We start from the raw sequence: 13884 nt of genomic DNA, 5'->3' as shown, positions 1-13884 counted from the left end.
GGACGCAGAGCGTCCAGAACGGCATGCGACGCGGAGCGTCGCACGATAGTCATAGCTGAAATACAGGGCCAGACTGACGCAAAAGCTTTAGCACGAAGTTGAGGTTATCGTTCCGCACGCCCCAGCGTGGGAATGCAGGTCGCGACGCTCTGCGTCGCAGGAGGACGCAGAGCGTCCGGAACGGCATGCGACGCGGAGCGTCGCACGATAGTCAACGTACGCAACGACATGTCGACGCTCTGCGTCGCACGATAGTGAAACTTTGGGGCGGTGTCAGGCGTGCCCTTTCTGCGCCTTGGCGCGCATCTTTGCGCACATGATGGTCATTTCGTCATACATCGCTTGTGGCTGGTTGCGCTTCAGGTCCCAGGCCATTCGGCCTTCTTCGTGGGGCAGGATCATGAACTCGCCTGCGGCTACTTGCCTGAAGATGTAGTCGGCAATATCTGCGGCAGTGATCGGTGACTTCTCCAGCAGTCTGCCGATCTGCGCTTTCATGGCAGGCGTCGGGCCTCGAAACGAATCCAGCAAGTTGGTCTGAAAGAACGACGGGCAGACCACATGCACGGCGACGCCCTGATCATGCAGTTCAACCAGCAGGCTTTCGGAAAGTGCCACAACCCCTGCCTTGGCGACGTTGTAATTGCTCATCGCCGGGGCCTGCATCAACGCGGCCATCGACGCAATGTTGATGATTTTGCCTTTGCTGGCCTGCAACATAGGCAAAAACGCCTTGCAGCCTTTGACGACCCCCATCAGGTTGATCGCGATCTGCCAGTCCCAGTCTTCCAGCGACAGCTCGTTGAAGAAGCCACCCGATGCCACGCCCGCGTTGTTGACGATGATGTCGATGCCGCCCAGTCGCTCTTCACATGCCTGAGCAAACGCCGTGAGCTGACTGTAATCGCGAACATCGCAACGCTGAACGAACCCGTCACCACCCGCCTCGCGCACCAGCATCAGGGTTTCCTGCAGACCGGCATCGTTGATGTCCGACAGCGCCAGCCGCCAGCCTTCGCGCGCCCAGCGCAGTGCAATTTCACGACCCAGACCTGAGCCGGCGCCAGTAATCATGATGCGGTTTTGCATAGCCGAGTGCCTTGTGATGTGCAGGAGTTGCCTGAGTGTAATCACAGCTGGGGCCCTACAACCCCACCATCAAGGCGCTGAATGCCTGGAGCAAACCCGAAGCTTATGAATGCCGCACGCGTGATACGAAACGCATCAATAACAGACCGTACACCGACACATTGACCAACAGCACAATGCCCCCCAGCCACAGCTGTATGCCCGGCGTAAGCCCGGCCGGGTAGATCAGCGGAATCAGATAATGCTCGACGAAGCCGCCGTCATATCCTTGCTCACCGGCTGTGCGGCGCAGTGTGTTTTCCAGCGGTGTCAGTGGGCAATACAGATGCAGAAACTCAACCGCAGCCCCCCACGCAACTGCCGGAACGTGTAGTAATGCCAGCCACGGCCTGCTCACTACCAACAGACCGCCGAACAGCACGAATACGATGAACAGTAGATGAAACGCGACCACGGCATCTGCCGCCACTCGATAAAACATCTGCGCGCCCTCTGCTGGATTTCAATCAGGTCATCTGTGCAAATCAGCGGAGAATTTTCACGCCATTTAGTTCAATTATTTTTAAGATCATTTCAGGCACTTTCCATCAACTAGACCCGAATTATTGTCGGACAAAAACACATCAAGCCCATGATTTTAATGATTTTTTAGATATGTAAGAAATTATTAAAAATAGATGAAACCTTTCCCGAGTGGCCATAGTCGGATGAGTCAAGCAGGCAAATTCAGTGCCGTTGGGTATGAAATTCTGTACTGCATCTGTTAACTAACTTAAATGAAAGAGGGAACTCATCATGGGCATCGGCACTATTCTTATCATCGTTCTGATTCTGTTGCTGGTTGGCGGTCTGCCGGTATTCCCGCACTCGCGCAGCTGGGGCTACGGTCCGTCGGGCATCATCGGTACTATCCTGGTGATCCTGCTGATTCTGGTATTGCTCGGCAAGATATAACCTGTTGCTTCAAGCAACAGGCAAAAGCCCCGCCTCTCCAGGCGGGGCTTTTTTATGGCCCATGAAAAAGCAGCCCGAAGGCTGCTTTATTTACTGCTTCAGCACTTAGTGCGAAACCGCACCGCTGGCACCCAGGCCTGTTTGTGACCGGACGAATTGCGGGTAGAACAAGGCGCGCTCGCCCTCTGCCGCTTTCGACTTGTCGGTGATGGAGAAGAACCAGATACCTACGAAGGCGATGGCGATAGAAAACAGCGCCGGGTATTCGTAAGGGAAAATGGCTTTCTCGTGATGCAGGATCTGCACCCAGATGGTTGGCCCCAGGATCATCAGCACCACGGCACTGATCAGGCCCATCCAGCCGCCAATCATAGCGCCACGGGTGGTCAGGTTTTTCCAGTACATGGAAAGCAGCAGGATCGGGAAGTTGCAGCTTGCAGCGACCGAGAACGCCAGACCCACCATGAACGCGATGTTCTGACTTTCGAAGGCAATACCCAGAAGGATCGCCACGACTGCCAGCGCAATGGTGGTGATTTTCGAGATACGGATCTCGTCTTTCTCGTTGGCCTTGCCCGCTTTGATCACGCTGGCATACAGGTCATGGGAGACCGCCGAAGCACCTGCCAGGGTCAGACCGGCAACCACTGCCAGAATGGTGGCGAAGGCGACTGCCGAGATGAAGCCCAGGAACAGGCTGCCACCGACCGCATCGGCCAGGTGAACCGCTGCCATGTTGTTACCGCCCAGCAAGGCACCCGCTGCATCCTTGAACGCCGGGTTGGTGCTGACCAACAGGATCGCGCCAAAACCGATGATAAAGGTCAGGATGTAGAAGTAGCCGATGAAGCCGGTTGCGTACAGCACAGACTTGCGGGCTTCCTTGGCATCGCTCACGGTGAAGAAGCGCATCAGAATATGCGGCAGGCCAGCAGTACCGAACATCAGCGCCAGACCCAGCGAGAACGCTGAAATCGGGTCTTTCACCAGACCGCCAGGGCTCATGATCGCTTCACCTTTAGGGTGAACCTTGATCGCCTCGGAGAACAGCATGTTGAAGTCGAAGTTAACGTGTTTCATAACCATAAGGGCCATGAACGACGCACCGGACAGCAACATGACTGCCTTGATGATCTGCACCCAGGTAGTGGCCAGCATGCCGCCGAACAATACGTAAAGGCACATCAGGATGCCGACCAGTACCACCGCAACCGTGTAGTCCAGACCGAACAGCAGTTGGATCAGCTTGCCGGCACCGACCATTTGCGCAATCAGGTAGAACGCCACTACCACCAGCGAGCCGCAGGCGGACAAGGTGCGAATTTCCTTTTGCTTGAGGCGATACGACGCAACGTCAGCAAATGTGTATTTACCCAGGTTACGCAAGCGTTCGGCGATCAGGAACAGAATGATCGGCCAGCCCACCAGGAAGCCGATCGAGTAGATCAGGCCGTCGTAGCCGGAGGTGTAGACCAGTGCGGAAATCCCCAGAAAGGACGCTGCCGACATGTAATCACCGGCAATTGCCAGACCGTTCTGGAAACCGGTGATCTTGCCGCCTGCCGAGTAGTAGTCCGACGCGGTCTTGTTCTTTTTCGACGCCCAGTAGGTGATGTACAGCGTGAAGGCGACGAATACCACGAACATGACAATCGCGGCGATGTTAAGGGGTTGCTTCTGCACGGCGCCCGTCAATGCGTCTGCCGCCCAGAGAGTCGGCGCGAAGGCGGCAAGGCCAAGTGCTGCTGATAGGCGCCGGATCATTGCTGAGCCTCCTTCAGGATGGCGTTGTTCAGATCATCGAATTCGCCATTGGCACGGCGAACATAGATGGCGGTCAGCACAAACGCGGAGAGAATCAGCCCTACGCCTATCGGCATTCCCCAGGTAATGGTTGAAGTCGGGCTCAACTTGGCCCCCAGAATATGGGGTCCGTACGCAATCAAAAGAATAAAGGCCGCATACAGGCCAAGCATGATCGCCGAGAGAATCCAGGCGAACCGCTCTCTTTTGGATACCAGCTCCTTGAAACGCGGGCTGTTTTGAATCGAGAGGTAAATGCTGTCGTTCATTGTTTTTGTCCTCGCAGCACAGATGAGATGTCACGTAACGCACTTTAGTCGGGTCCGGCGCGCACTCCAGACGACCTTAGTATTAGAACGACACTAGCCGCAGATGAACCTCTTTGCACGGCACAGGTCCGCCATCAGTCAGCCTGTGCAGAAAATACCGTGGTCCAGAAACGCCAAAGGCCGTCTGGCGATGGCACCAGACGGCCTTGAAACGGCTTTTGCAGAGGGCTGCAGAACTATTTAGCGGTCCATGCAGCAACCCGATCCGGGTGCTTGGCTACCCAGTCCTTGGCAGCGGCTTCAGGTTTGGCACCGTCCTGAATCGCCAGCATCACTTCACCGATTTCATCCTTGGATGCCCACTGGAATTTTTTCAGGAAGGCCACGACCTCGGGGGCTTTTTTCTCCAGGCCAAGGCTGGCGACGTTGTCGACGGTTTCAGCTGCACCGTAGACGCCTTTAGGGTCTTCCAGGAAACGCAGTTTCCACTTGGCGAACATCCAGTGCGGCACCCAGCCGGTGACGACGATGGCTTTCTGCGCTTTCTCCGCACGAGTCAGTTCGGCAATCATGCCTGCGCCGGAACTCGCCTGCAGTTTGTAACCGTCCAGACCGTAATCCTTGATGGCCTGATCTGTCTTGAGCATAACCCCTGAACCGGCATCGATCCCGGTGATCTTCTTGTTGAAGGAAGCATCGGTCTTGAGGTCTTCGATGGTTTTGGCTTTCACGTATTCAGGCACGATCAGGCCGATTTTGGCGTCCTTGAAGTTGGGCCCGTAGTTGACGACCTGATCCTTGTACTTGGTGTAGTACTCGCCGTGAGTGCCCGGAAGCCAAGCAGACAACATCAGGTCGAGCTTGTCGGTGGCCACGGCCTGCCACATGATCCCGGCCGCGACCGATTGCAGTTTGACGTCGTAGCCAAGCTTCTGCTTGATCACTTCGGAAGCCACGAAGGTGGTGGCGACGCTGTCGGACCAGCCTTCCACATAGCCGATAGTCAGGGTTTTGGTTTCAGCAATCGCCAGCGTGGAGCTGACAGCAAGCACCAGAGCGGCACCCGCCCCCAGTATTTTTCGCATCATCATTGTCGCTTCCCCGGAAGTCTGCACCGACGGTTGTCGGGCTTCGTCAACGTTGTTTTCAAGCGCACACCCACGCTTGGCTCTCATCGTCATACACACGTTGCTTGTGATTCTGGCTGAAGGCCGTGGGAGCGAACTGGTTCGCGAAGGCTGTATCTCAGACGATGCATATTCAGAGATTGTACCGGCCCTTTCGCGAACAGGTTCGCTCCCACGCCCTGCGGGCAGAAGCTTGAAAGCATCACTTCCCGGGCTCTCCGGGGCTGATGTATAACGCTGAGCGTCCAGTTTCGGGGCACGCTGCGCTCTGATCGCCGCCACGCGCAGTGACACGCAGCAAATTGCCACCGTCATCATCAACCTGCCGGGCAAGCAGACATGCTCTGGCTACGACACTCGGGCAACGGGAAACGACAACATGCAGTCATCAGCGACAAGCGCTGCTGAAAAACGTCTCAGCCTGCTCGTTTTATAAAAGGAAACAGGATGTGTTACCGCCGACTCACATCCACCGGCCCGAACGGGTAACACGGGAACAGTTTTTCCAGCGCAGCCCACTCACCTCTTCCCGCAGAACAGCTAAATCGTTGTTTTAAAAGCACTTTAAAAAGTTGGCACAGCTTCTGCTATCTCTCTTGTACAACAAAAACAAGAAACGAAGCGGCAAACCAATAAAAACAAGACGTAACGGCTCTGACATAACAAGAACAAAACGGACAGAGGCGCAGCTAACAGATTTTTTTGGAGTGGATCAGCTTTACAGGGACCTTTCGGTGAAAGGCCTCGCGACCGGACAGAGAACAATAAAACTACCTTCAGGTAGCTCCCGAACCGGTGGGATCACGATGTTGTGCAGACAGGTGATTAAAGCGAGTCAGCGCTCAAAAAAATACGTTTGCTCTTGACCCCGGATGGGGGTCGCCCAACAACGCTGTAAAGGGACTGGCCGCCAACAACAATAACAGGCCGCCCTACAACAATAAAAAGAGCAGGTAAAACACATTAGAGGAGAGCTACGGCTCTCCTTTGTGTTTTTCGTCCCCAGGAAGCTGCAGCGTAGCTGGATGTAGCGGCAGTCAGTCCCCCGCCTGTATGGTCAAACCGAGCCAATCTACGTCGCCTGCAAAAAATAAACCGCATAACTGCATTGCAAATTCCAAAGAACGTGTATTGTTCCGTCATAATTTACACGGTTAACCGGTGGATGCGGCACTTTGGCACTACACCTTGGTCATAGCCTGCGTATCTCATCAGCACTTCTTTCCCAAGGGATTTAGTCATGCTCCGTTTTCTGCGCTTCGCTACCGTTATAGGTGGCTTGTGTTTAAGTGCGTCCGCTCTGGCAACCACCGTCGACTCTGCTACCTATGGCTACCCGCTGACTAATCCGTTTGAAGCGACCATTGCGACCACACCGCCTGATCTGCGCCCCGATCTGCCTGACGATGAAGACATCGATCAGGACGTCTACACCCTGAACCTGCATCCCGAACGCGAGTTCACCCTGCCGGACAACTTCTGGGCGGTAAAAAAGCTGCACTATCGCCTGGCGAAGCAGGACCACGCTGCCCCGCTTATCTTCCTGATCGCCGGCACAGGCGCGCCGTATAACAGCACCATCAATGAATTCCTGAAAAAACTCTATTACGGCGCGGGCTACCACGTCGTGCAGCTGTCTTCGCCCACCAGCTATGACTTCATGAGCTCGGCCTCGCGCTTTGCCACTCCTGGTGTCTCCACCGACGATGCAGAAGACATTTATCGCGTCATGCAGGCCATTCGTGCCCAGCAGGCGCAACTGCCGGTGACCGACTATTACCTGACCGGTTACAGCCTCGGCGCACTGAATGCCGCCTTCGTCAGCAAACTGGATGAAACCCGCCGCAGCTTCAACTTTAAGAAAGTGCTGCTGCTCAACCCGCCGGTCAACCTTTACACCTCGATCAGCAACCTCGACAAACTGGTGCAGACCAACGTCAAGGGCATCAACAACACCACCACGTTCTATGAACTGGTGCTGGCCAAGCTGACCCGTTACTTCCGGCAAAAGGGTTACATCGACCTCAACGATGCATTGCTGTTCGACTTCCAGCAGTCCAAGCAGCACCTGACCAATGAGCAGATGGCGATGCTGATCGGCACCTCGTTCCGCTTCTCGTCTGCCGACATCGCGTTCACCTCGGACCTGATCAACCGCCGCGGTCTGATCACGCCACCGAAATTCCCTATTTCTGAAGGCACCAGCCTGACGCCGTTCCTCAAGCGTGCCCTGCAATGCGACTTCGATTGCTACCTGACCGAACAGGTCATTCCGATGTGGCGCGCCCGCACTGACGGCGGTAGCCTGCTGCAGCTGGTCGACCAGGTCAGTCTTTACGCACTCAAGGATTACCTGCACAGCAACACCAAGATTGCCGTCATGCACAACGCTGACGATGTGATTCTGGGCTCGGGTGATCTGGGCTTCCTGCGCAAGACCTTCGGGGATCGTCTGACCGTTTATCCGTACGGCGGGCATTGCGGCAACCTTAATTACCGCGTCAACACCGACGCCATGCTGGAGTTTTTCCGTGGCTAAACGTCTTTTACTTCTTGCCGCTCTGCTCTGTGCCGGCACAGTCCAGGCCGCTGACGCGGATACCAGCAACAAGGCTCAACACCCGGCCACTGTGGCCCGTCAGACCGATGCTGACGGTTTCACCCAGCCGCTGAAGTCGCTGCAATTCAACCCGGGGCTGGATCAGCGTGAATTCGAGCGCGCCTCCATTAACGCGCTGGAAGTCTACGACCCGCTGGAATCCTGGAACCGTCGGGTGTACCACTTCAACTACCGCTTTGATGAATGGGTGTTCCTGCCGGTCGTGGACGGCTATCGCTACATCACACCCGGCTTCGTGCGCAGCGGCGTGAGCAACTTTTTCAGCAACCTGGGGGACGTCTCCAACCTGCTGAACAGCCTGCTGCAGTTCAAGGGTGAGCGTTCGCTGGACACAACCGGTCGTCTGCTGCTCAACACCACCATCGGCATCGCCGGTCTGTGGGACCCGGCGACCATGATGGGCCTGCCGCGCCAGAGCGAAGACTTCGGCCAGACGCTGGGCTTTTATGGTGTTCCTGCCGGCCCTTATCTGGTGTTGCCATTGTTCGGCCCATCGAACCTGCGTGACACTGGCGGCATGCTGTTCGACTACACGGCTGAAAACCAGATCAACTTCCTGAACGTTGCCGAAGTCAGCGACGACCATCCGGAAATCACCGTGCTGCGTGCGATTGATCGCCGGTATGTCACCAGCTTCCGATATGGCCAGCTGAACTCGCCATTCGAGTACGAGAAAGTGCGTTACGTCTATACCGAGTCGCGCAAACTGCAGATCGCCGAGTAAGCGAAACGCAGTAAAAGGACGGCCAGCTGGAGTGATCCTGCTGGCCGTTTTTTATGGGCACTTTTACCTGCCGGGCCACTCACATTCCTCGGGCACACAGGCCTCGATCCATCTCCATTTAACAGACAAACAAGGAATTTCCATGCGGTCTTTCGGTTTCAAGGCAATTGTTGTGTGTGTCGCGCTGGCAGCCTGCCAGAGCATGGTCAGCGTTCAGGCCGCGACCAAGCCCCAGGCCGCTGCGCCTGCCGCCGCTGCGGTACAAAAGGCGTCGCTGCTGGGTGGCAAACTGGCGTTTACCATTCCTGCGGGCTACGTGCAGGGCGAGATGCCCGAGATTGACGCGAAGGCAAAGGCTCAGGGGGTGACGGGTGCGCTCTACACCAATGCCGCTGAAAAGCGCGTGCTGATCGTTACCGAGACGCCTATGCCAATGGGCGTGCAGGCCAGCGACAACGACGGCGTAGTGCTTGATGGCCTGGTCACCGGGATACTTGCCCAGCAGAGTACCGGCTACAAAGACTTCAAAAAGCTGGGTGACAAAAAGATCGTCAAGAAGAACGGTCTGGGTGTGCGGCAGCTGGATACCTCGGCGACCATGAGCGACGCCCAGGTTCTGAGCACATCGATCATTGCCGCTTCGGGTGCCCGCGCAGCCGTGCTCAATGTGGTCTCCAACGCGAAAAACCCGAAGGAACACGCAGCGCTGGTGAAGGCCGTCATAGGCGAATGATTCGAGCATCGGGTGGCTCTGACCAGTATGGCTTAATCCACCCGCAACGCCTCTGACAGTCGCTCAACCAGCGCCTGCACCTTGGGCAATGACTCGCGGTTGCGCGGCCAGGCCAGATGCAGCGCCAAACCGTCAGTGGCCAGTTGTGGAAGGATCTCCACCAACTCGCCACGCTGCAACTGCTCCCTGATCAGCCAGGTCGCCAGCTGCGCAATGCCCCACGCCGAAGTCACCGCAGCCACCTGGGCTTCGCCGTTGCCAATAACCAGCCGCGCTTCGACAGCGCGAGCCTCACGCTGCCCTTGGTCGTCAACAAACAACCAAGGGCTGGTGCTGCCATCGCCACGACCAAACAGAATACATGCGTGACTGGCAAGGTCCTCGAACGTCGTCGGTACGCCGTGGAGCTCCAGATAAGCCGGTGCAGCACAAAAGATCACCCGCTCGGTGCCCAGGTAACGGTGCGCCACGCCCGCTGGCCAGACAGCAGGACCGCCGATGCGCACGGCCAGGTCGATACCTTCCTCAAGAATGTCGACGAAACGATCAGTGAAGGTTATCCGCGGGCGCAGCTTGTGATGCTGCCCGGTGAAGGCGAGGATCAGCGGCAGCGCGTGCAAACGACCAAAGGTCGCAGGCAGATCGATACGCAGTTGTCCGGCGGGTTCTGTACGCTGCGCCGCCAGCGCGGTTTCGGCAGCCTCCAGGTCGGCAAGCATGCGCGTGCACACAGCGTGATAGGCCGCCCCCTCCTCCGTCAGCGCGAGACTTCGGGTAGTGCGCTCGAACAGACGCATGCCCAGGCGGCTCTCCAGGCGTGCAACGCTTTTGCTGACTGCGGAATTGGTCAGACTCAAGCGGTCAGCGGCTGCCGTAAAGCTCCCAGCATTGGCAACGGCGACAAACGTTTCGATGCCCTTGAGGCGGTCAGTGGACAGCACATGGAAGACCAATTAGTGAATTTAAGTCCACAATGTACGGAATATTTGCCAAAGATAGGAATCATTTTCTGCAATAAGCTGGCGAACTTATTTTTTATGGGTTCGTATCATGCCGTCTCTGGAAACTGCCGCCTCCGGCACCAAGAGCGAAAGCTCGACCGGTGCTGGCTTGTCCATCGCGATCCTGGCGCTGGCTGGCTTCGTAATCGTTACCACTGAATTTCTCATCATAGGCCTGCTGCCTTCACTGGCCCGCGATCTGGGAATTTCCATTTCTACTGCCGGTTTGCTGGTCACGCTATTCGCCTTCACGGTGATGCTGTTTGGCCCGCCGCTGACAGCCATGCTTTCGCACCTGGACCGCAAGCGTACGTTCATCGTCATCCTGCTGATTTTCGCGGCCTCCAACGCTCTGGCTGCGGTGTCGAGCAACATCTGGGTGCTGGCACTGGCGCGATTCATTCCAGCATTGGCGTTGCCGGTGTTCTGGGGCACCGCCAGTGAAACCGCAAGCCTGCTGGCCGGACCGAAGCGCGCTGGCAAGGCTGTGGCGCAGGTCTACCTCGGTATCTCCGCCGCGATGCTGTTCGGCATCCCGCTGGGCACCGTATTTGCCGATGCAGTGGGCTGGCGCGGCGCGTTCTGGGCGCTGACGCTGCTGTCTGCATTAATGGCAGTGCTGCTGGCGTTGTCGATGCCACGTATTGAACCTACCGCAAAGGTAGGCCTCGCCGAGCAGGCAAAAATCCTGCGAGATCCGCTGTTCCTCGCCAACCTGCTACTGTCCATTTTGCTGTTCACTGCCATGTTTGGCGCCTACACCTACCTGGCAGATACGCTGGAACGCATCGCAGGTATCGAGTCGGCTCAAGTAGGTTGGTGGTTAATGGGCTTTGGTGCAGTCGGCCTGATCGGCAATGCGTTGGGTGGCCGGTATGTGGACCGCAGCCCGCTGGGCTCAACCATGGTGTTTGCGCTGCTGCTGGCGCTGGGCATGACCGCAAGCGTACCTGCCGCAGGCTCGATGCCGTTACTGGCCGTGGTGCTGGTGATTTGGGGTATTGCCCACACAGCGTTGTTCCCTATCTGTCAGATCAGGGTGATGAAAGCGGCACCGCAGGCCCAGGCACTGGCAGGAACCTTGAACGTCTCGGCCGCCAACGCAGGTATAGGTCTGGGATCGATCATTGGCGGTCTGACCATTGAGCATCTGGGCCTGAATGCAGTTGGATATGTCGCAGCCGTCGTTGCATTGCTGGCCATTGGTGTCGCCTGGATGACCGGGATTCAGAAAAACAAGACAGCCGCATAACCTGGCCCGGCTCGATTAGCCGGATGTCACCGGGCAGTACTTTTGCAAAGACGCAACTACACTGCCCGGTTATTCCAGTGTGCCGCTGCTTGTATGTTTCGTCATATTTTTGAACCTGTTTCCTGGCTGTTTTTGTCAGTTAATTGACTCCGGAACAGGCAAGCCTTCCCAATGTGCAGCTAATTGACACAGCACTGCAAAATGCTCTTCCCATGACACTGTCGAACGCTCAAACTCCAGCCTTTCGGTCAAGGAGTCATGGTTTCTGACCGATTCAAGACGTTATGTCCGGTAAGGAACTATGAGCTCATATCACCGCAAGGGACTGGCATTCGCCAAGCGGATCTACGCGCCGAGATCTCTCGGTGTCAGCGTTGGCTTTATTACTGTCGCTGTGTCTTTGTATTACGTGAATGCCGCACACTGGCTTTGGACGCTGGCACTGCTCAATGCCTTGGTCTGGCCACATGTTGCTTACCAGATTGCGAAAAAGTCGCGCGAACCCTATCAGGCTGAATGGCGCAATCTGCTCTTCGATTCGCTGATGGGCGGGTTCTGGATTGGCGCGATGGGCTTCAGTGCCGTTCCCGGCGTTACGGTCATCGCGATGATGGCCATGCATAACATGGCTGCTGCCGGGCCACGCCTGATGCTGCAAGGCTTGTGCGCACAGGCACTGGGTGTACTGATCTCGCTGGCCTTGCTCAACCCTGCTGTCAATCTGCATGGCAACATGGCACAGATCTATGCCTGCCTTCCCGTACTGGTGATTTACCCTATTTTCATCGGCTGGATGAGCCATCAGGTCACCCTGAAGCTCTGGGAGCATCGCAACATCCTGCGCAAAATAAGCCGCACCGACAGCCTCACTGGACTGCTCAATCATGGCGCATGGAAAGACCTGCTTGATCTGGAGTACGTAAAAAGCCAGAACCAGCATCAGCAGTGCGTCATCGCACTGATCGACATTGACCATTTCAAAGTCATCAACGATACCTATGGCCACCTCATGGGCGATACAGTGCTGCAGAACATCAGTGAAGCACTGATGGAAAACCTGCGTGACTCGGATCTGATCGGACGTTGTGGCGGGGATGAGTTCTGCGTCATTCTGCCGGACACCCACTTGTTTCAAGCGCGGGAAATCCTGGAGCGCACGCGTCTGGCGATAGATGAAATGACCTACTCTCTGCAGCGCGATCTCAAGGTCAGCCTCAGTATCGGCATAGCCGCCTACTCTCCTGAACTGCCGGATGCCTCATCCTGGTTGCACGAAGCAGACAAGGCGCTGTACCTCGCCAAAAGCACTGGTCGCAACTGCGTGGCCAGCGCTCAGGATATGCCGTCAGAGCTCCAGCCACTGAGTGCCGATGCCTGACCGGTCAACGCCGGTTCTTGAACAGAACGTCAAACAGGGATGAGAAGTTCTTGATGCCCATTGCCTTCATGAACGAGTTGCGCATGTCTTCTCGCAGGCTTTCCAGGGTGATTTCCTTGGGTTTTGTGGTTTTTTGAGCGGGGATGCCGGTTTCCCGAATGTCACCCTCGCCAAGGGCGTACTTTTCCTTTGACAGAGTTCTAATGTAGTCGTTTTTCTGGCTTTTATAGGTAGCATAGTCAGGTCCAAGTTGCTGGTCCCTTTCCCCCGACGTCGAAAAACGATTGATGACTTTTTCCATGAACTCAAAGTGGTTGTGACCAAGGGCACCGTAGTCTTTGTCCGTGATAAAACGAATAAAACCCTGATCCAGCCGTGTTGTTGTTAAAGCGCTTCCCTCAATAATACGCTTGGCCGTCGCCGCATTTGTATCTGTAAAACTGTAAAAGACCTTGTGCCCTTCCATGTCATAGGTCTTGCCTTCGTTATGACGAGACCAGATCCTTCCATCGTCTTTCTCCCTGTAGGATGCCAGCCCAAACGCCAAGTCATCGACGTAGAAAAGATCAGCCCCCTGATCTCTGGCCCACTCATAAACCTCGCCAAGAAGCCTTCGGTCATCCCGTGTTAAAAAAGAGGTTTCAGGCATGGACGTGCCGCACTCTGCCTTACCTAGCATGGGTGCTGGAAATTTAGGGTCTGTCAGTCCGAAAATTCTCTGTTTGAGAATCGCCCCGCCGCTGATTGTCACGGAGGGGTCCAGAAAGTCTGGACGACTGGATGAGCTAGCAAGAATGGGTATTTTTTTAGAGGCTATTTTTTCATCAAGTTGCCTTGCTGTTACCAGCGCTTCTATTCCAGAGCTGATTACCCGCATAATGTGGACTCCTGGCCTATGGAACCCCTGACGTTTATCGTCAGGGGTCGACAATCA

General features: G+C 56.0%; 13 protein-coding genes. 6 read left to right on the top strand and 7 right to left on the bottom strand.

Translation table 11 applies throughout. From position 1 onward, the window contains the following. Positions 1 to 273 precede the first annotated feature (273 nt). Both RYC18_RS04190 and RYC18_RS04185 read right to left on the bottom strand, forming a co-directional pair. On the bottom strand, positions 274 to 1089 hold the full coding sequence (locus tag RYC18_RS04190) for an SDR family oxidoreductase (RefSeq protein WP_005746252.1): 816 nt from the start codon (positions 1087 to 1089) through the stop codon (positions 274 to 276). A 103-nt stretch (positions 1090 to 1192) separates the two neighbouring features. Next, positions 1193 to 1570: a DUF2784 domain-containing protein gene (locus RYC18_RS04185; RefSeq protein ID WP_005746253.1), complete on the bottom strand. Its 378-nt coding sequence runs from the start codon at positions 1568 to 1570 to the stop codon at positions 1193 to 1195. 314 nt (positions 1571 to 1884) lie between these two features. On the opposite strand from RYC18_RS04185, the gene RYC18_RS04180 reads away from it, so the two are divergent. Next, positions 1885 to 2043: a DUF3309 family protein gene (locus tag RYC18_RS04180; RefSeq protein WP_002552554.1), complete on the top strand. Its 159-nt coding sequence runs from the start codon at positions 1885 to 1887 to the stop codon at positions 2041 to 2043. Between the two features lie 105 nt (positions 2044 to 2148). Here RYC18_RS04180 and RYC18_RS04175 read toward each other — a convergent pair whose 3' ends face one another. The 3 genes from RYC18_RS04175 to RYC18_RS04165 form a co-directional block, all read right to left on the bottom strand. After that, positions 2149 to 3807 (bottom strand): cation acetate symporter, encoded by a 1659-nt coding sequence (locus RYC18_RS04175; RefSeq protein ID WP_005746255.1) that lies wholly within the window; start codon positions 3805 to 3807, stop codon positions 2149 to 2151. Next, positions 3804 to 4115, bottom strand: coding sequence for a DUF485 domain-containing protein (locus tag RYC18_RS04170; RefSeq protein WP_002552552.1), 312 nt, complete (start codon positions 4113 to 4115; stop codon positions 3804 to 3806). Before RYC18_RS04170 ends, RYC18_RS04175 begins: the two co-directional genes overlap by 4 nt. A 236-nt stretch (positions 4116 to 4351) precedes the next feature. Then, positions 4352 to 5206, bottom strand: coding sequence for a glycine betaine ABC transporter substrate-binding protein (locus RYC18_RS04165; protein ID WP_002552551.1), 855 nt, complete (start codon positions 5204 to 5206; stop codon positions 4352 to 4354). A 1276-nt stretch (positions 5207 to 6482) separates the two neighbouring features. Between RYC18_RS04165 and RYC18_RS04160 the strand changes: the two genes are divergently transcribed. The 3 genes from RYC18_RS04160 to RYC18_RS04150 all read left to right on the top strand — a co-directional run bounded on the left by RYC18_RS04160 (position 6483) and on the right by RYC18_RS04150 (position 9319). Then, positions 6483 to 7781, top strand: coding sequence for a serine protein kinase PrkA (locus RYC18_RS04160; protein WP_005733991.1), 1299 nt, complete (start codon positions 6483 to 6485; stop codon positions 7779 to 7781). Next, positions 7774 to 8586 (top strand): VacJ family lipoprotein, encoded by an 813-nt coding sequence (locus RYC18_RS04155; protein ID WP_005733992.1) that lies wholly within the window; start codon positions 7774 to 7776, stop codon positions 8584 to 8586. Before RYC18_RS04160 ends, RYC18_RS04155 begins: the two co-directional genes overlap by 8 nt. A gap of 142 nt (positions 8587 to 8728) precedes the next feature. Next, positions 8729 to 9319, top strand: coding sequence for a polyribonucleotide nucleotidyltransferase (polynucleotide phosphorylase) (locus RYC18_RS04150; protein ID WP_002552548.1), 591 nt, complete (start codon positions 8729 to 8731; stop codon positions 9317 to 9319). A 32-nt stretch (positions 9320 to 9351) separates the two neighbouring features. Here the strand turns inward: RYC18_RS04150 and RYC18_RS04145 are convergent, their stop codons facing one another. Beyond that, on the bottom strand, positions 9352 to 10260 hold the full coding sequence (locus RYC18_RS04145; protein ID WP_316883492.1) for a LysR family transcriptional regulator: 909 nt from the start codon (positions 10258 to 10260) through the stop codon (positions 9352 to 9354). 109 nt (positions 10261 to 10369) lie between these two features. On the opposite strand from RYC18_RS04145, the gene RYC18_RS04140 reads away from it, so the two are divergent. After that, positions 10370 to 11572 carry an MFS transporter gene (locus RYC18_RS04140; protein WP_005746258.1) on the top strand — a complete coding sequence of 401 codons (1203 nt, stop codon included), beginning with the start codon at positions 10370 to 10372 and terminating at the stop codon, positions 11570 to 11572. Positions 11573 to 11873: 301 nt separating this feature from the next. After that, positions 11874 to 12950, top strand: coding sequence for a diguanylate cyclase (locus RYC18_RS04135; RefSeq protein ID WP_002552545.1), 1077 nt, complete (start codon positions 11874 to 11876; stop codon positions 12948 to 12950). Between the two features lie 4 nt (positions 12951 to 12954). On the opposite strand, the gene RYC18_RS04130 is transcribed toward RYC18_RS04135, so the two are convergent. Further along, entirely contained in the window at positions 12955 to 13827 is an 873-nt protein-coding gene (locus RYC18_RS04130) for a hypothetical protein (protein WP_316883485.1), read from the bottom strand. Between the last annotated feature and the right edge of the window lie 57 nt (positions 13828 to 13884).

The organism is Pseudomonas syringae group sp. 247E2 (assembly GCF_032587795.1).
In the GTDB taxonomy this organism is placed as follows: domain Bacteria; phylum Pseudomonadota; class Gammaproteobacteria; order Pseudomonadales; family Pseudomonadaceae; genus Aquipseudomonas; species Aquipseudomonas amygdali.
The sequence above is the reverse complement of the archived record's forward strand: the minus strand, read 5'-3'. Positions and strand labels throughout refer to the sequence as shown.